Source organism: Micromonospora sp. LOL_023 (assembly GCF_048060115.1).
Classification (GTDB): domain Bacteria; phylum Actinomycetota; class Actinomycetes; order Mycobacteriales; family Micromonosporaceae; genus Micromonospora_E.
This window is the reverse complement of sequence record NZ_JBHMIM010000005.1, coordinates 61,454-77,697: the sequence shown is the minus strand read 5'-3', so window position 1 is coordinate 77,697 and position 16,244 is coordinate 61,454. Positions and strand designations below refer to the sequence as shown.

At 71.1% G+C, this 16,244-nt stretch carries 16 protein-coding genes and 1 pseudogene; 9 read left to right on the top strand and 8 right to left on the bottom strand.

Features of this window, described 5'->3' with window-relative positions; translation table 11 throughout:
* Nucleotides 1-148 precede the first annotated feature (148 nt).
* The 3 genes from ACFHVL_RS04470 to ACFHVL_RS04460 all read left to right on the top strand — a co-directional run bounded on the left by ACFHVL_RS04470 (nucleotide 149) and on the right by ACFHVL_RS04460 (nucleotide 2,299).
* Nucleotides 149-529, top strand: a complete 381-nt coding sequence (locus ACFHVL_RS04470) for a hypothetical protein (protein WP_416625782.1) — start codon at nucleotides 149-151, stop codon at nucleotides 527-529.
* Nucleotides 526-1,701, top strand: a complete 1,176-nt coding sequence (locus ACFHVL_RS04465; protein ID WP_416625781.1) for a glycosyltransferase — start codon at nucleotides 526-528, stop codon at nucleotides 1,699-1,701. The genes ACFHVL_RS04470 and ACFHVL_RS04465 overlap by 4 nt, the downstream gene beginning before the upstream one ends.
* Nucleotides 1,702-1,765: 64 nt before the next feature.
* Nucleotides 1,766-2,299 carry a hypothetical protein gene (locus ACFHVL_RS04460; protein WP_416625780.1) on the top strand — a complete coding sequence of 178 codons (534 nt, stop codon included), beginning with the start codon at nucleotides 1,766-1,768 and terminating at the stop codon, nucleotides 2,297-2,299.
* 55 nt (nucleotides 2,300-2,354) lie between these two features.
* Here ACFHVL_RS04460 and ACFHVL_RS04455 read toward each other — a convergent pair whose 3' ends face one another.
* The 4 genes and pseudogenes from ACFHVL_RS04455 to ACFHVL_RS04440 all read right to left on the bottom strand — a co-directional run bounded on the left by ACFHVL_RS04455 (nucleotide 2,355) and on the right by ACFHVL_RS04440 (nucleotide 4,764).
* Entirely contained in the window at nucleotides 2,355-3,224 is an 870-nt protein-coding gene (locus ACFHVL_RS04455) for an AraC family transcriptional regulator (RefSeq protein ID WP_416625779.1), read from the bottom strand.
* Nucleotides 3,225-3,417: 193 nt separating this feature from the next.
* Nucleotides 3,418-3,609, bottom strand: a pseudogene (locus ACFHVL_RS04450) (macro domain-containing protein); the annotation flags it as partial.
* 115 nt (nucleotides 3,610-3,724) lie between these two features.
* Complete coding sequence (locus ACFHVL_RS04445) at nucleotides 3,725-3,913, bottom strand: DUF397 domain-containing protein (RefSeq protein ID WP_416625778.1); 189 nt, start codon at nucleotides 3,911-3,913, stop codon at nucleotides 3,725-3,727.
* A complete protein-coding gene (locus tag ACFHVL_RS04440; protein ID WP_416625777.1) occupies nucleotides 3,910-4,764 on the bottom strand; it encodes a helix-turn-helix domain-containing protein in 855 nt (284 codons plus the stop codon). The genes ACFHVL_RS04445 and ACFHVL_RS04440 overlap by 4 nt, the downstream gene beginning before the upstream one ends.
* A gap of 227 nt (nucleotides 4,765-4,991) precedes the next feature.
* Between ACFHVL_RS04440 and ACFHVL_RS04435 the strand changes: the two genes are divergently transcribed.
* Genes ACFHVL_RS04435 through ACFHVL_RS04425 form a run of 3 tightly spaced genes read left to right on the top strand, consistent with a single transcriptional unit; the run spans nucleotide 4,992 to nucleotide 5,574 of the window.
* On the top strand, nucleotides 4,992-5,177 hold the full coding sequence (locus ACFHVL_RS04435) for a hypothetical protein (RefSeq protein WP_416625776.1): 186 nt from the start codon (nucleotides 4,992-4,994) through the stop codon (nucleotides 5,175-5,177).
* Nucleotides 5,174-5,392, top strand: a complete 219-nt coding sequence (locus ACFHVL_RS04430; RefSeq protein ID WP_416625775.1) for a hypothetical protein — start codon at nucleotides 5,174-5,176, stop codon at nucleotides 5,390-5,392. Before ACFHVL_RS04435 ends, ACFHVL_RS04430 begins: the two co-directional genes overlap by 4 nt.
* A gap of 29 nt (nucleotides 5,393-5,421) precedes the next feature.
* Complete coding sequence (locus tag ACFHVL_RS04425) at nucleotides 5,422-5,574, top strand: hypothetical protein (RefSeq protein ID WP_416625774.1); 153 nt, start codon at nucleotides 5,422-5,424, stop codon at nucleotides 5,572-5,574.
* Nucleotides 5,575-5,616: 42 nt separating this feature from the next.
* Here the strand turns inward: ACFHVL_RS04425 and ACFHVL_RS04420 are convergent, their stop codons facing one another.
* Nucleotides 5,617-7,230 carry an ABC-F family ATP-binding cassette domain-containing protein gene (locus tag ACFHVL_RS04420; protein ID WP_416625773.1) on the bottom strand — a complete coding sequence of 538 codons (1,614 nt, stop codon included), beginning with the start codon at nucleotides 7,228-7,230 and terminating at the stop codon, nucleotides 5,617-5,619.
* A 257-nt stretch (nucleotides 7,231-7,487) separates the two neighbouring features.
* Nucleotides 7,488-8,120 carry a GNAT family N-acetyltransferase gene (locus ACFHVL_RS04415; RefSeq protein ID WP_416625772.1) on the bottom strand — a complete coding sequence of 211 codons (633 nt, stop codon included), beginning with the start codon at nucleotides 8,118-8,120 and terminating at the stop codon, nucleotides 7,488-7,490.
* A 225-nt stretch (nucleotides 8,121-8,345) separates the two neighbouring features.
* Here ACFHVL_RS04415 and ACFHVL_RS04410 point away from each other — a divergent pair, with 225 nt between their 5' ends.
* The gene (locus ACFHVL_RS04410; protein ID WP_416625771.1) at nucleotides 8,346-9,020 is read left to right on the top strand and encodes an alpha/beta fold hydrolase; all 675 of its coding nucleotides are present in this window, start codon (nucleotides 8,346-8,348) and stop codon (nucleotides 9,018-9,020) included.
* Nucleotides 9,021-9,071: 51 nt separating this feature from the next.
* On the opposite strand, the gene ACFHVL_RS04405 is transcribed toward ACFHVL_RS04410, so the two are convergent.
* Together ACFHVL_RS04405 and ACFHVL_RS04400 are read right to left on the bottom strand one after the other, a co-directional pair.
* Nucleotides 9,072-10,934, bottom strand: a complete 1,863-nt coding sequence (locus tag ACFHVL_RS04405; RefSeq protein WP_416625770.1) for a S8 family peptidase — start codon at nucleotides 10,932-10,934, stop codon at nucleotides 9,072-9,074.
* 286 nt (nucleotides 10,935-11,220) lie between these two features.
* Nucleotides 11,221-12,717, bottom strand: coding sequence for a hypothetical protein (locus tag ACFHVL_RS04400; RefSeq protein WP_416625769.1), 1,497 nt, complete (start codon nucleotides 12,715-12,717; stop codon nucleotides 11,221-11,223).
* Between the two features lie 107 nt (nucleotides 12,718-12,824).
* On the opposite strand from ACFHVL_RS04400, the gene ACFHVL_RS04395 reads away from it, so the two are divergent.
* Together ACFHVL_RS04395 and ACFHVL_RS04390 are read left to right on the top strand one after the other, a co-directional pair.
* Entirely contained in the window at nucleotides 12,825-14,726 is a 1,902-nt protein-coding gene (locus ACFHVL_RS04395) for a glycosyltransferase (protein ID WP_416625768.1), read from the top strand.
* Between the two features lie 152 nt (nucleotides 14,727-14,878).
* Nucleotides 14,879-16,201 (top strand): ABC transporter ATP-binding protein, encoded by a 1,323-nt coding sequence (locus tag ACFHVL_RS04390; protein WP_416625767.1) that lies wholly within the window; start codon nucleotides 14,879-14,881, stop codon nucleotides 16,199-16,201.
* Nucleotides 16,202-16,244: the final 43 nt, after the last annotated feature.

The following is a 16,244-nucleotide window of genomic DNA, read 5'->3' as shown; positions in this document are numbered from 1 at the left end:
GAACGTCGTGCATCGATTCCGTGTGCGGGTGGAGCAACCAGCGGCCGTACTGTACAACCCTAACGTTACCGCGAGCGATATTCGGCTTATCCTAGGCATCGCACGCAAGAAGGGCGATCGGGCCGGGGAGACCGCCGCGCTGTTGCGGATGGTCCAGCGTGGTGCGGCCAACGACGCCGAGCAGCGTGAAGTCCGCGAGCTCGGCATCGCCGCTCCCGTGCCGGTCACCGACCCGGCGGGCGAAGACCCGGCACATCCCGAGAAAGAGTTGCGGCTCACCCTGCGCCGACCCGACCCGACCCGGCCTGTCCAGGTGACGATCGGCGATCAACCCGCGTCGGTCACCGACGGGCAGGCCGGCTGGGCCGCCCTGTCCGCCGCGCTGGCCGACCAGCTCACCACCGGTCTCCTCACCCGGCTCGCGGCCAGTCGCGGTGTCACCGCCGTGCACGCCGACGACCCGGCCAGCGCACCCATCGCCCGGGCGGTCGCCGCCGGGATCGGCGCCCGGTACGGTGGGCAGCCGTGATCCTTCCCTGGCGCCGGGGTACCTCCGCCGCACATCTCGTTGACGACGCGCTGTCCGCACTGGCCGCCGCCGACTGGGCCGACCTCAGCCAACCGCCGGTAGCCTGGCTGCACTGGCCGGTCGACATGGCCAACCCGTACCAGTCGCTGCTCTACAGCAGGTTCGCCGGGCACAACCTGGTGCCGATCCGGGTTCGCCGGCTGAACCAGCTCGATACGCTGCTGCCCGCGCTGCCGGACGGCATCGCCCGGGTGCTGCACGTGCACTGGCTGTACGGCGTCACCGCCGGCTGCACCAGCACCGCGCAGGCGCAAGCTGCGGTCGACACCTTCGCCGGCACCCTCGACGCCCTTCGCGGGCAGGGCGTGCGTCTGGTCTGGACGGTACACAACGTGCTACCGCACGAGACCGTGCACCGGGCCACCGAGATCCGGCTGCGTCAGGTGATGCTGGCCGCCGCCGACGTCGTGCACCTGATGCACGAAAGCCACCTCGACGTCCTGCGGGACAACTTCGGGGTCGAACCGCGCCACGTGGTGATCGCCCGGCACCCCACCTTCGTCGGTGCGTACCCGGACTGGGTGGACCGGCGCGCGGCGCGCAACCACCTCGGCATCCCGCTCGGTGCCCGGGTGCTGGTCACCTTCGGCCAGGTCCGTCCCTACAAGGGACACGGCGACTTCCTCGACGCGCTCGACATCGCCTCGGCCGACGATCCACGGCTGCGGTGGCTGGTCGCCGGCAAGGTCCGCGAGGAAGCCGGCGGGCCGGAGTTCATGCGCCGGGCCGCCGACCACCCGGCCGTCATCTTCCATCCCGGCTTCGTCCCGGACTCCGACGTGCAGTACTTCCTGCGCGCCGCCGACGCGGCGGTCTACCCGTACCGCTCGTCGCTGAACTCCGGCGCGTTGGCGCTGACCGCCGGGTTCGAACTGCCGGCGTACGTGTCGACCGGGACGACTGTCGGCGGCCTGATGCCGGACGAGGGGCTGCGCCGGTTCGACCTGACCGATCCGGCGAAGGCTGCCGAGATCATCACCGGCAGCGCCGGCTGGGCCGGGTCGCCGTCGGTCCACGACGCGATCCGGGCCCACCTGCACGAGCTCACCCCGGCGCAGATCAGCGACCGGCTCGCCACCGACCTGCGCCGTCACCTCGACCCGCCGACCTGACCGGGCCGGCTCGCGGGTCGCGGTGGACACATCGATGCTGGCGGGTGCCCGCTAGCATCGCCGCATGGCAGACCAGGCACCGCGAACGCCGACAGACCGCAGGCTGGTGTGGGCCCCCGACGCGGTGCGGGCCGGCATCGCGGCAGAGGTCATGCCGCAGGCAAGCCAGAGCTTGCCGCAGCGCCTGGCTCGGGCGGCGAGGCTCGCCCTCATCCTCACCTGGTTGCCGGCGTTCGTGGTGTTCGCGGCCACCACCCTCGTTGCCCCGGGGGCGACGGACGAGGCGAGCGTCGCCGCGGCTGCCCGCTGGGCGTTGCAGGTCGCGGCACTGATCGCCGGCTGGGCGGTGGTCGGCGAAATCTGGCAGTGGCGGGCGGGCCGGCCGGACGAGGCCGCACCGGAGACCCCGACCCGACCCGTCGTGGTGAACCTCGTGCTCGGCGCCCTGCCTACGGCCGTATGCGCCTCGTTGGTGCTGGCGCTACACGGGCTTTCCGTCGGTCAGTTCGCCGTGCTGGCCGGGCTGCTCGTCGCCGTACTGCATCTGTTGCCGCCGCTCGTGGCCCGGATGATCATGCGTAGCCGAACGCCGAAGTGAGGCTGAGATACCTCAAGCCAGTCGGGATAGGTCTCTCAGCCTCACCTCGGCGGGTTCACGCCGGTTCGACCGGCAGCCACAGCTCGCAGGTCGCGGTGCTGAAGTCGGCGTCGCGGTCGAGCACCGCGACCAACGACGGCCCCGGCCGCAGCCGCCACGGGTTCGACGGGAACCACTCCGTCGCGGTCGCCGCCCAGGTCTGCTGCAGCGCCTGCGGATAGGACCCGGCGGTACGGAAGACCGCCCACTGGCCGGCCGGCACCTCGATGCTGTCGAGGTCCGTGGGCACCGACGTGTCCGCCCCGACGGCGACCCCGTGCAGGTAGGTGAGCTCGCGGCCCTCGGTGGCGTCCGGGTCGAGGTCGTCGCAGACCTGCAACAGGCCGGCCGGCTCGGTGTCGCCGAGCGATTTCAGCCGCAGATGCTCCTGCGCCGGCAGTGCGGTGATGTGCTGCTGGACGTGCGGGTTGACGCCGTGGTGGATCAGCGGCACCCGGGCGGCGTGTCCGGCGAGCCGGAACGCGGGGCGGTCGACGATACGGGTGTCCATCGGGATGCTCCCTTCGACGGTCAGGCGGAACCTGAGCTGTGCCTGCGTACGCAGGGGGCCTCCGTCGCGGCGGACATCACCCGGGCCGACGCCGTGTACCGACCGGAACGCCCGGCCGAACGCCTCGGTCGAGCCGTACCCGTACCGGATGGCGATGCTCAGCAGGTCGTCCCCGCTGCGGACCACCTCGGCGGCGGCGACGGTCATCCGGCGTCGGCGTACGTACTCCGACAGCGGCATTCCGGCCAGCGACGAGAACATCCGGCGCAGGTGGTACTCGGTCGTGCCGAGCGTGCCGGCGAACGCGTCGACGTCGAACTCCTCGGTGAGGTGTTCTTCGACGAGGTCGACGAGTCGGTTGAGTGCCGAGATCACGAGGCCCCCTTTCGAAGTCCAGCCTGGCCGACGGCACCCGGGCCGCGCCCGAGCTCGCCATCGTCACCCGCAGGTCGCCAACACCCGTTCTGCGATGTTCCGGGTCTCGACGTCGAACAGCACCAGCCGGGCCACCTCGATCGTCGCGGCGTGCGGTGACTGCCGCAGGCCGGCGACAGCCTGCCTGACCGCATTCTCCCTCGGCCAGGCCCTTGCCGTAGTGGCTGACCCGCAGCGCCCGGCACTCCGCCAGGATCGCCGGTCCACCCTTGCGATGGATGGCGCCGTCGACACCACCACCGCCGAGCAGCGAAGAGTTCGCCGCGTTGACGATCACGTCGACTCGCTGCTCGGTGATGTCCCCGGTGACCAGTTCGATCCGCATACCTCTGCCTACCAGGTTGCGGATCCTGGGCGATCAATGCAGGTGTGATCCGACCCCGACGTGGGTTGGTGGGGCCGGGTGCGGCTCGTGGTGGCCACACCCGGCCCGGCGGGCTTCAGGGGTGGAGCTTGCCGGTCTTGACGCCGTCGACGAAGCCGGCCCACTGGGTGTTGTCGAAGGACAGGATCGGGCCGGTCTGGTCCTTGCTGTCGCGTACCAGGACGGCCCGGGTGGGGGTGGCGACCTCGACGCAGTCCCCGCCGGCGTTGCTGCGGGTGCTTTTCTTCCACGCGAGTTCGGTCATGACAGTTCCTCCGCGATCGATGCGATGAGTTTGCGAGACTGCGCCTCGCTCAGTGCCGTGGAGCCGATGGCTGACCAGACATCTTCGTATGTCGCCACCTCGGCGGGCTTGTCGAGGTAGAGGGCGCCGGTCAGCCCGTCGGAGTAGACGATGGTGGGTTCGTCGGAGCCGTCGAAGTCCAGGATGGTGAACGCACCGTTCGCCAACATGGCGCGGTGCAGGCCGGCGCTGAACGGCACCACCCGGACGGCGACGTTGGGTTGGCGGCTGACGGTGACGATCCGGTTGAGCTGCTCGGCGTCGATGTCGCGCCGGAGCACGGCCTCGTCGAGGATGATGTCGAGTTGCGGCGCGGGCGGGCTGGCCCGGGTCAGCAGCGCCTGTCGATCGAGTCGCAGCGCCACTCCTCGGTCGATCTCGTCGCGCTTCATGTCGGGGCGTCCGGCCTCGTATACGCGGGTGGCGTACGTCTTGGTCTGCAGCAGGCCGGGGACCAGGTGCGCTTCGTACTTGCGGAGCCGGGTCGCGCCGGACTCAAGCCCGACGTACAGCTCGAACCACTCGGGGATGGCATCGCCGTACGAATGCCACCAGCCGCGGGCCCTGGTCTCCTTGGCGAGACCCATCAACGCCTCAGTGATTTCTGGTAACGCTCCGTAAATCTTGCACATCGCTTCGACGTCGAGGGACCGCATCGACGTGGCACCGGTTTCGATGCGCCAGATCTTCGGGGTGGACCACTCCAACGCGGTGGCGGCGGCCTTGACCGTCATGCGTGCCTCCTCGCGGAGCTGTCGCAGATGCCTGCCGAGCTGTCGCCTCGGGACCGTCGAGCCGGTGTCCGTCGTCACTGGATTCTCCTCTCCGCGACTACACACCGGGCGAAACCTGCACTCGATATGTAGCACCCATCGACCACGCTGAGCAATGAAACAACATGAAGTGAATCATCGTCAACCGTTTCATCTGAAATGTAATATTGCATCTCGGCCACTCGATGGGAACCATGGTTGCTGGGTGTGGTGGTCGGATGACGCGATGGCCCCGGTCGCCACGCCCCCTCATCGAAGGAGGGCCGATGACCCAGCGCGTCAGCTACGAGGCGTACCTGGTCGCGGTGGCCAGGACCTTGGCCAGGCGACACCGGCCGGTGTGGTCCTGGCGCGAGTGGCGGCAGGTCTGCCGGTGTGGATCGGCGCTGCCCTGCCGGGCTCGGCATCGGATCCCGATCAACCGGGGTCACTGGCCGGGGGAGGGCCCGTGAGCGTCCACGTTCCTGTCCAGCCGGCGTGGACCTGCGCTGGGTGCGCGGCGCCGTGGCCGTGTGACACCCGCCGTCAGGAGCTGCTCGCCGAGTACGCCGGGGCGACGGTGTCGCTGTCGGTGTACATGGCGACGTGCCTGCTCGACGCGATGATCGATCTGGCGGACGACCGGTCTGGCTACATGTACTGGCGTTTCATGGGTTGGTGGCGCTGATGTCGGTCATTCTTCCCGGTGATGAGCCCATGCACTTCGAAGACGGCTCGCACCGTTGGTATCCGCTCGACCCGGACGACACCGATCAGAAGGCGTGGGAGGACCGGGTACGGGCGCACCAGGGCCAGCACCGCGAGGAGGAACCGCGACCCCGCAAGCGCTGGCCCCGACGGTCGATCTGACCGGGATCGGTCCACGCCGGAGCGATCCCGGCCCGAGCTGCTTCAGCGGCACAGTCCCAGCCGGGGCCAGTGCCGCAGGTCGCGCAGGAGTTGGCGGTCGTGCGAGGCGATGACCACGGCCGCGCCGGTGACGTCGAGGGCCGTGACGAGTTCGTCGACGAGGGTGATCGACAGATGATTGGTCGGCTCGTCGAGGATGAGCAGGTCGGGGCGTTCGGCCAGGCGCATCGCGAGCTCCAGCCGACGCAGCTGCCCCTTGGACAGCCGGCCCACCGGCGTGCCGCGGGATTGGCGGTCGAGCAGTCCGAGACCAGCCAGCGAGACTGCCTCGGCCGACGCCAGCTGCCCGTGGGCGACCAGCCGGGCGACGTGGTCGTCGTATGCGCGGGCCGCCGACTCGGCGTTGGGTAGCCGGGGTGACTCCTGGGCGACGAGCCCGACCCGCATGCCCGACGGCCGGCGTACCGCACCGGACGTCGGCGCCAGAGTGCCGGCGAGGACGGCGAGCAGCGTGGACTTGCCGGCACCGTTGGGTCCGGTGACGAGCAGCCGGTCGCCCTGGTCGAGAGTCACCGAGGCCGGCGTGGTGAGCCGGTCGGTCACGGTGACGTCGTGCGCATGGACCAGGTGCGCGCCCGTGCGTCGACCGAGCGGCGGTACGCGCAACTCCAGCGGCGGCTCGGGGACGGTGATCTCGTGGGCGGCGAGTGCAGCACGTTGCCGGTTCACCGCCTGCACCACCCCCGGAGCACGGGTCTGGCGTTGGTGCTTGTTGGTGCCCTTGTCCGGTCGCCACCCGGTGCTCAGCCGCGCCTGCGCCTGCTGCAGAGCTTCCTGTAGCCGGCGCTGTTCGTCCTGCTGCTCCGCGTACTCCTGCTCCCAGCGGGCCCGCTCACCAGCGCGGCCGTCGCGCCAACCGGCGTACCCGCCGCCGTAGCGACGCGGCCGACCGTCCCGGCTCGGGTCAAGGTCGAGGGTGTCGGTCGTGACGTCGGCGAGCAACGCCCGGTCGTGGCTGACCACGACGATGCCGCCTCGGTGGCCGCGGAGCCGGCGGGTGAGGAAATCCAGCCCGGCGGCGTCGAGGTGGTTGGTGGGCTCGTCGAGCAGCAGCAGGTCGAGGTCGGCGCCGAGCAGGCAGGCCAGCCGGATGCGGTACCGCTGCCCGACCGACAGGGAGTCCAGCGCCCGGTCGCGGTCCTGGCAGGCGCTCAACTCGGCGAGGGCGATCTGCAGCCGCCGGTCGGCGTCCCAGGCGTCGAAGGCTTCGCAGCGTTCCAGCGCGCCGGCATACGCCGCGTCGGCTCCCGGTACACCGTCGGCTAGGGCGCTTGCTGTCTTCTCGAAGTCAGCCAGCGCGGCGTGTGGGCCGGCGAGTGCCGCGTCGAGCAGGTGCCCGACGGTCACGCCGGGGGCGGCGTCGAGTTCCTGCTCGGCGATGCCGAGTGTGCCGACGAGGTGCACGGTGCCGGCGTCGGGGCTGAGCCGCCCAGCGAGGACGTGCAGCAGAGTCGTCTTGCCGCGTCCGTTCTCGCCGACGACAGCCAACCGGGTGCCGGCGGCGACGGTGAGATCAACGTGGTCGAGGACGATCCGCCCGCCACGCGCGACGGTCAGCCCGGCGGCGGTGAGCTGCGCTGCGGCCCGGGCCGGCACCGAGGTATCCGGGTCGACCTGGGGCGATGGGTTGAGTTGGGGCGACTGGTGGTGCTGAGGCAAAGGGTGCTGCTGAGGCACAGAATTCTCCGCGGTCTCGGGTCGAGAGCCGGGAAGGCACGCATTATGGCCGCCCGGCGGGGACGCCTGGGACGGCAGCGGAGAAAGAGAAGGCACGCGCTGCCGTCAGGCGGCGGCGCGCAGCCTCAAAGATCCGGTACCCATGCACATGGACTCGATGTTAGCCGGCCGGCTGTTCAGCGGCGGTCGGGTAGCGGCTGCGGCTCGCGCCACATCGGCCAGATTGGTGGACCGTCGGGCAACCGCATCGGACCGTGTGGACGGTAGCCGTGGCGCAGGTACAGATCCCGGTTTCGGGGTGTGGTCGCCTCCAGATAGGCCGGGGTGCCGTGGCCGTCCAGGTGACGGTGGTGGTGCCGCAGCAGCGCGCTGCCGAGTCCGCCGCCCTGCCGCCAGGGTGCCACCGCCAGGTACGCGAGATGCCAGTGTGGTTGCCACGGGTGGTGCGCCGAGAGCATCCGGGCGAGGGCGGCGAAGCGCGGCTGCCACCGCCCGGCGGCGATCAACAGCCGCAACTCGTGTTCGCCGAGCGTATCCGGATCAGTGGCGATGCGTCGGCCTCGGGGAAGCCAGATGGCGACACCGCTGAACTGGCCGGCGACGTAGACGGCACCGCAGGACCGGATCGCGTGGTCGAGTTCGAGGGTGAACAGGGTCCGGAGGACGCTGGCGCGGGCGTCGAGGTCGCCGATCAGCCACTGCGACACCGGGGCGATCAGGAACGCCTCGGTGAGCAGCGTGGCCGCTTGCGCGATGTCGTCCAATCCAGCGGTACGGATCATCACAGCGGCTGGGTGGATCGCGGTCATCTGCGGGCTCCTGCCGGTCAGGCGTACGCGGTGTTCAGATCGCCACGGCCGGTGAAGCCGAGGCATACGGTAGACGCGTGTCTCGCCGCACCGGAGTACGCGATCCAGGTCAGATGGCCGACACTTGACCGGTACGGACGGTCGGTGCACCGGCTGGGCTAAATGTCGTTGCCACCTGATGCAATCGGGCGGATCACATCAGGTAGGCGTCAGCAGGAGGCTCAGTTGGCCACGTTCGTTCTGATCCCAGGTGGTGGCACCGATCCGTGGTACTGGCACCGGCTGGTCGACGAGCTGCACGCTCGTGGGCACGAACCGATCGCCGTCGACCTGCCGTGCGACGACGACAAGGCCGGCTGGGTGCAGTACGCCGACGCGGTCGTCGCCGCGATCGGGAGCCGGACCGACGTCGTGCTGGTCGCGCATTCGCTCGGCGGGTTCACCGGACCGTTGGTCGCCGCCCGGGTGCCGGTCCGCCTGCTGGTCCTGTTGACCGCGATGATTCCGGTGCCGGGCGAGACCGGCGGCGACTGGTGGGCGAACACCGGCCACGCCGCCGCGCTGGCCGAGCAGGCCGCCCGCGAGGGCCGCCCGGCGGGCGAGGACGTGCTCGCGTTGTTCACCCATGGCATGCCGGGCGACCTGGTCGCCGAGGTGCTGCGCCACGATCGGGCGCAGTCCGGCTCGCCGTTCGGCCAGCCGTGGCCGTTGCCGGCCTGGCCCGATGTGCCGACCCGGTTCGTGCTCTGCCGCGACGACCGCTTCTTCCCGGCCGGGTTCGTCCGCCGGGTCGTGCGTGACCGGCTCGGTATCGTCCCCGACGAGATCGGCGGCGGGCACCTGGCGGCGCTCACCCATCATCGTGAGCTGGCCGACCAGCTGGAGTCGTACCTGGGCTGACGTGGTCGCGGGCGGGACGGCCGGTGGCCGTCCCGCCCGCGACCGGGATCGCTACAGGTCCAGCGTCCAGGTGTTGATGTAGCCGGTGTCGCCGCTGAAGACGTCACGGACCCGCAGTTGCCAGGTGCCGTTGGCGGTCTCCGAGGAGAGGTTGACTGTGTAGGTGGTGATCACGTTGTCGGCGCCGTCGAAGAACGCCCAGCTCTTCAACCGGTAGGACGACCCGTCCGGTGCGATCAGGTCGACGATCAGGTCACCACGGTAGGTGTGCTGGATGTTGACGTCGACGGTGGACGACGACGAGGGCGTGCTGCTGCAGCCGCTGATCACGATGCTGCTGCTCACCCACGATCCACTGTCCGGGATGGCCACGTCGGTGCCGTTGGTGCCGGAGCAGCCTCCGCCGCCGGAGCCGGTCACCGTGAGGCTGAAGGTCGCTGTCCGGGTCGCCGATGCTCCGGTGCCGGTGACAGTGATCGGGTACGTGCCGGCCGGGGTGCTGGCCGAGGTGGCGATCGTCAGGCTGGACGAGCCGCCCGAGGTGACGGTCGACGGGCTGAAGCTGGCGGTCGCCCCGCTCGGCAGGCCGCTGGCGGTCAGCGCCACCGACTGTGCCGACCCGGAGGTGGTGCTGGTCGCCACCGTCGCCGACACCGAGCCGCCGGGGGCGGTCGATCCGGATGCCGGGGTGACCGACACGGAGAAGTCGTTCGTCGGCGGGGTGCCGTCGTTGACCACGTAGAGCAGCCGGTTCGGTGAGCCGGTGCCGGGGTTGCCGACCGCGCCGACCGTCGCGTTGTCGTAGAGGAAGTCGCGGACCTGCTGCGGGGTCCAGCTCGGGTTGGCCGAGGCGACCAGGGCCGCCGCTCCGGCGACGTGCGGGGCGGCCATCGAGGTGCCGCTGATGGTGTTCGTCGCCGTGTTGCTGGTGTGCCAGGCCGAAGTGATCGACGAGCCGGGCGCGAAGATGTCCAGGCAGGTGCCGAAGTTGGAGAAGCTGGACCGGGCGTCGGTGTTGGTGGTGGAGCCCACGGTGATGGCTTCGGTGACCCGGGCCGGCGAGGTGTTGCAGGCGTTCGCGGAGCTGTTGCCGGCGGCCAGGCTGTAGGTGATGCCGGCGCTGATCGAGTTGCGGACAGCGGTGTCCAGCGAGGTGTTGGCGCCGCCGCCGAGGCTCATGTTGGCCACGGCCGGCTTGACGGCGTTGGCGGTCACCCAGTCGACGCCGCCGATGACGCCGGCGTTGGTGCCGCTGCCGGAGCAGTTCAGCACCCGTACGCCGACCAGGGTCGTGCCCTTGGCGACGCCGTACGCGGTGCCGCCGACGGTGCCTGCGACGTGGGTGCCGTGGCCGTTGCAGTCGTCGGCCGATCCGCCGTCGACGGCGTCGAAGCCGGTGACGGCCCGGCCGCCGAAGTCGGAGTGGCTGAACCGGATGCCGGTGTCGATGATGTACGCGTGCACGTTGGACGCGGTATTGGGGTAGGTGTATGAGTTGTCCAACGGCAGGGCGCGCTGGTCGATCCGGTCCAGCCCCCAGGATGGCGGGTTGGGCTGGGTGCCGGCGAGCTCGACGGTGTGGTTCTGTTCGACGTAGTCGACTGCCGGGTGGGCCGCGATCCGGGCGGCCTGTTGGGCGCTCGCCGTGACCTCGAAGCCGCGTAGCGCCGTGGTGTAGGTGCGGGCGACCTTGCCTCCCTGTTGGCTGGCCAACGTACGGGCGGTGTCGGCGACCTGGCCGCGACCGATCGCGCTCTCCTTGAACACCACGATGTAGCTGTCCGGCACGGCGGTGGATCCGCCAGCGTGTCGGATGGTTCCTTCCGGTTCGGCGGCGGTGACCGGTGCGGTGGCGGCGGCCACCATGGCCAGCGCGGTGGCACCGACGACGACGACTCTGCGGAGGAGATTCATGTCCCGTCCTCTCATCAGATCGGCGTGGTCCGTCCGTCGACCGTGACAACGGATCAGCGCACGCCGATATTGCTGAGAGTAATCTGTGTCGATGCTGAGAAGTGATATTCCGAATGGTCCATACCACGGGTGACATGGAACCGCCGCAAAGGCCTCCTACCTGCGGCAGCCCTCACCGCAGCTCTTCCGGTGTCGGCGGTACGAAACAGAAAATTTTCACGGATTGCTGGGTGGGTGACCGGAGTCGCCGGGCTCCACCGCCCGCCCGAGGGCCGGGCCGGCCGGTTCAGCGGGACGCGATCCTGCGGCGCACTCCACGGGCGTACTGCCGGGCCACGAAGACAGTCGCCCGGCCGAGGCTGCGGGCACCGCCGACAGGGACCGTCTTCGCGGCCCGCTGCCTACGACCAGCCGCCGGCTTGGCCGCAGATGTGTCGAGGGCCTCCGGGCCGCCAGCGGTCAGGTCGACGACGTCGAAATCGCTGCCGGTCTCCCAACGTTGACCGTGACTGGCGGCGACCGCCTCGGTGAGCGCGCCTTTCGAAGCGCCCGCGTTCAGGGCCCGGCTGCGGGCTGCGGTCGACCACAACTCGACGGCGTACTCGGCGGATCCGGCACCGGCGGGCAGCACCCGCAGCAGACCACAGCGCCACTTCTCCATGGCGGCGACCAGCGCTCCGACTGTCCCGGGGCCAACGCCGAGTCGGGCCGGTACGCGCAGCAGATACGGTGCCGTACCGGCGTCGCACGGGGCGCTGCCGAGCATCCGGACCCGTGGCTCGTGGCGGTACTCGGTGGCGAGTAGCCGCAGCTCGGACCGGCTGGTTCCGGCGTCGTCGGTTCCCGGGCCGCCGGGGTCCGGGTCGGTGGAGCCGGCGGTGTCGAAGTCACCGACCAGTACGACGTGCAGGTCGCGTTCGTTGCTGGCGAGTAGCCGGTCGACACTGGCGCGGACCACCTCGTACGGCTGGTCCACCGTGACCACGGCCTCGACCAGCGGCACGTGCCAGGTCCGACCGGGACGGGCCCGGTTCGCCCGCGGGTACGGCAGCAGGTCGGCCAACTCCGCGCGGACCCGCCGGTCGGTCGATGCCTGGTCCGGCCGGTCACTGGTCCACAGTGTGGCGGCCGGTTCCGGGACGAAGTAGGCGCCGGCCTGGGCCAGCCGGTAGGCGACCTCGATGTCGGCACCCTGGCACGGGTCGGAGCCGGCGCGGTAGCGGTCCCGGTGGAACGCGTAGCCGGTGCCGGCGGCGGCCAGGAACGCGCGGTGGTCCGCGGTGCGCAGGTGATGGGTGGTGTCGAGCAGCCGGGTCAACTCGGCGTCGGCCGCGCTGTCGGGGAAGAGCTGGCCCAGGGTGCCGGCGCTGGCGTGGGCGATGATCACTTCCGGCTCCGGTGCCTTACCGGCGAAGATCAGCGGTACGGCGAGACTGACCGCGTCCGGACTGGCCTGCTGCCAGCGGGTGAGCGTCGCGACGAAGTCGGGTGCCGGGACGGCGCCGGCCGGGATCCGTACGATGATCTCGCCTTTGGCGGCGCCGATCTGGCCGGCGAAGGCACGGTCGTCGGCGCAGGCGACGATCTGCAGCAGGTCGTCGGGGTACCGCTGTTGGCGCAGCGCGGCCATGGTGCGGCCGGTGGCGGTCGGCTCGTCGCCGACGACGAGCACGCTGACCCCGGTGGTGAGCGTCGACTGACCGGGTTCGGCGGGGGAGATTCGCGTCCAGTCGTTGTGCGGTGACGGTGACGGAGCGGAGGGCACGGCGTCAGGCTGGGACACGCGTGCAGCGTACCGGAAGGCCGGCCGGTAGCCTCTTGCCTGACGTGGGTCGGGCGCTCCGCGCGCGTCGGCCCGTTGGGATCCGAGCCGGAAATCAGGTGGCGCAGGTGGCGGAGAAGACGGCGGGCGACGCCAGCCGGGCCGGGGGGGCGGCTTCCGCCCGGTTCGGGCGGGCGGACCATCGCCGCTGGTGGTGGCGGATCCGGCTGGACGAGCGGTCCGCGGGGCAGCCGCTACCGGCTCGCACCGGGATGGCCCGTCGGGTGCTGGTCGACGCCGACTCGGTGGCCGCGCTGCGCGGGTTGCTCGCCGAGTCGGCCGCTGGTACCCCGGTGCGGCAGTTGACCGTACGGGTACGACAGTGGCGCCCGCCCGCACCGGGCTGGTCGGGTCGGCTCGGGTCGGTCGCCGGCATCCGCCGGCACCTGGTTCGGCTGCCGCACGGCGGCGGTGCCGCTCGGGTGAGCGTCGAGGTGGCCGCGCCGGTACCGCTGTACGTTCTGCTCTCCGCCGTGCTGGCGGTGCTGGCGCCGGTGCGTCCGCTGCCTCGACCGGCGAGCGCCGACGTGACCGCGATCGGTGCGGCGCCGGCCTGGTTGCCGCTGACCACCAACCACGTGGTGGCCGGGCAACTCGCGGTCAATCCGGAGATCCGGGGGTACGACGTGGTGCTCGCCCCGGACGCGGCGGCGCTCGCCGCCGGGCCGGATCTGGTGGGTGCCGCGGTGACCGCCGGGAACACCGGTGCCCGGGTGACGAACCGCCAGCCGGTGGTGTTGATCGACCCGACGGTGGCCAACCCGATCGGCCGGGGCCGCCGGTACGGCCCGACGGAACCGACCGGGGTGCTGGAGTTGCGGTCGGGCGAGCCGGCACCGGGTTGGTCGGTGCGGGCAGCCGACGCCCCGAGCGGTTCGGCGCCGCTCGCGCAGGGCCGGCTCGACGGCGTGCCGGTGTCCGGCGACCAGTTGGCCGCCGTACGCCGATTCGGGCAGTTGATCTGCCCGGAGGTGCCAGGGACGGAACCGGCCGCGGAGGCCGTGTTGTTGGCGCAGTTGGCGGCGACCGGGGCGGTGCTGCGGCTGCCGCAGGTGCCGCCGGCGGTCGCCGACCGGCTCGCGGAGCCGTTGCTGGAGTTGGTCGGCAGCGACCTGCCGGGCGTCGGCGCGGATCCGTTGGAGTGGGAGATCCGCAGCGTCCGGCAGCGGTCGGCGGCGTTGCGTGGACACGCCGCCGCGTTCGCCGCCGGTGATGTCACCGCCGGGGCCTTTCCCTCGTTGGCGGCTCCCCCGTCGGTGAGCGCGGTGCTGGTCACCCGTCGCCCGGAGTATCTGCCGGAGGTGGTTCGCCAACTCGCCGGGCAGACCTACCCGGAGCTGGAGATCGTGCTCTGCCTGCATGGCATCGAGTTGGCCGCCGACGTGCGGTCGCGGCTGGCCGAGTGTGGGCGGCCGATCCAGATCTTCGGCGCACCCGCCGGATTCAGTTTCGGTGAGGTGATGGGTGCGGCGACCGCTCGGGCCCGGGGCAGCCTGGTCACCAAGGTCGACGACGACGACGTGTACGGTCCGGAGCACATCTGGGATCTGGTGTTGGCCCGGGAGTTCTCCGGGGCCACGTTGGTCGGCAAAGCGGCCGAGTTCGTGGTGTTGCAGACCTTGGGCGTGACGGTACGCCGGGCGGCGGTGCCGCCGGAGGCGTACGGTGCCCCGGTCGCGGGCGGCACGATGTTGATGGCGCGCGGTGACCTGGAGGCGGTCGGCGGGTGGCGGCCGGTGCCCCGGTCGGTCGATCGCGGGCTGATGGACCGGGTGCTGCGGGCCGGTGGGCTGATCTACCGGACCCATCCGCTGGGCTATCTGTACGAGCGACGGGCGGCGGGGCACACCTGGGACGCCGGGCTCGACTATTTTCTTCGCCGTGCGGGTCAGCAGTGGGACGGGGTGCCCCGGCACCGGGAGTTCGGCACGGCACCGCAGATGCCGCAGGGTGCCGGTCAGCGCCGGTAAGGGGCGAAGTGACCGCTGGGTAACCCCCTGGACCAAGATCCGTAATTGAGCTGTCACAATGTGAACATGGCACGTTTACCCGATGTGCCAGATCGATGGCGCTCGGCACAGTCGTCGTGGGGCCGGGTATTCGATGCGACGGGGAGGTGACGGTGACCACCGTCGCGCTCAAGGACGTGACCAAGGTTTTCTCGGACGGGACCATCGCGGTCGACAACGTCAATCTCGACGTCAACGACGGCGAGTTCATGGTGCTGCTCGGCCCGTCCGGCTGCGGCAAGTCGACCGTGCTGCGGATGATCGCGGGTCTGGAGGACCCGAGTAGCGGTGCGGTGCTGCTCGACGGCGAACTGGCCAACGACATACCGCCCCGGGACCGCCGGGTCGCCATGGTCTTCCAGGACTTCGCGCTCTATCCGCACATGACGGTCGGCGACAACATCGCCTTCCCGCTGCGGCTCGCTGGCGTCGACGCCGGCTCGCGGGCCGAGCGGGTCGCCGATGTGGCCAGCGCGCTCGGCATCGGCGACGTGCTGGCCCGCCGGCCGGGCCAGCTCTCCGGCGGCCAGCGGCAGCGGGTGGCGATGGGGCGGGCGATCGTGCGTCGACCCGGGCTGTTCCTGATGGACGAGCCGTTGTCCAACCTGGACAGCGGGCTGCGGGCCGAACTGCGGGCGGAGATCTCCGGACTGGTGCGCGAGCTCGGCGTCAGCACGGTCTACGTCACCCACGACCAGGCGGAAGCGCTGACCATGGCCGACCGGGTGGCGATCATGCGCAAGGGCGTGCTGCAGGACGTCGGTACGCCGACCGAGGTGTACGGCCGGCCGGCCACCCTCTACGTCGCCGCTTTCCTCGGCAGCCCCAGAATGAACCTGTTGGAAGCCTCGGTCTACGTGCACCTCGATCGGTACGTGGCGCTCAATCTGGGCGATCAGGCGCTGTATCTGCCGTGGAGCGACATCCGGGCCCGGGCGGTGTCGCACTACCACGGCGAGCGCATCGTGGTCGGACTCCGGGCCGAAGCACTCACCCCGGTCGCCCCGGGCGGTTCGGGCGACGTACTGCAGGGCCGGATCCGGTTCCTCGAACACCACGGCCACGAGTCGCTGGCCTACCTCGACATCGGGGCCACCGCGATCATGGTCGACGACCTCGGCGGTACGCCGGCGGAGTCCACCGGTGCCACGGGTGGCCGAATGCGCCGGCTGGGCAGCGTGATGCAGCGGCTCACCGGGCGACCGGCCGAGCCGGCCGCTGCCGACCAGGACCAGTCGGGCGGCCGGACCGGCGACAAGCGGGAGAGCGTGCTCAGCGACGGTGGCCGCCACCACCGCCGGCCGGCCGAGCTGGCGGTGCGGCTCGCACCGTACCCGGCGGTCGCCCCTGGGCATCCGCTGGCGGTTTCGGTCCGGATGGACGCGCTGCACTTCTTCGACGAGCGCGGCGACCGGATCGACGTCGGGTGGCGCTGAGCGACCTTCTCGTCACGGCCGGTCGGCGCGCCGGGGAAACCGG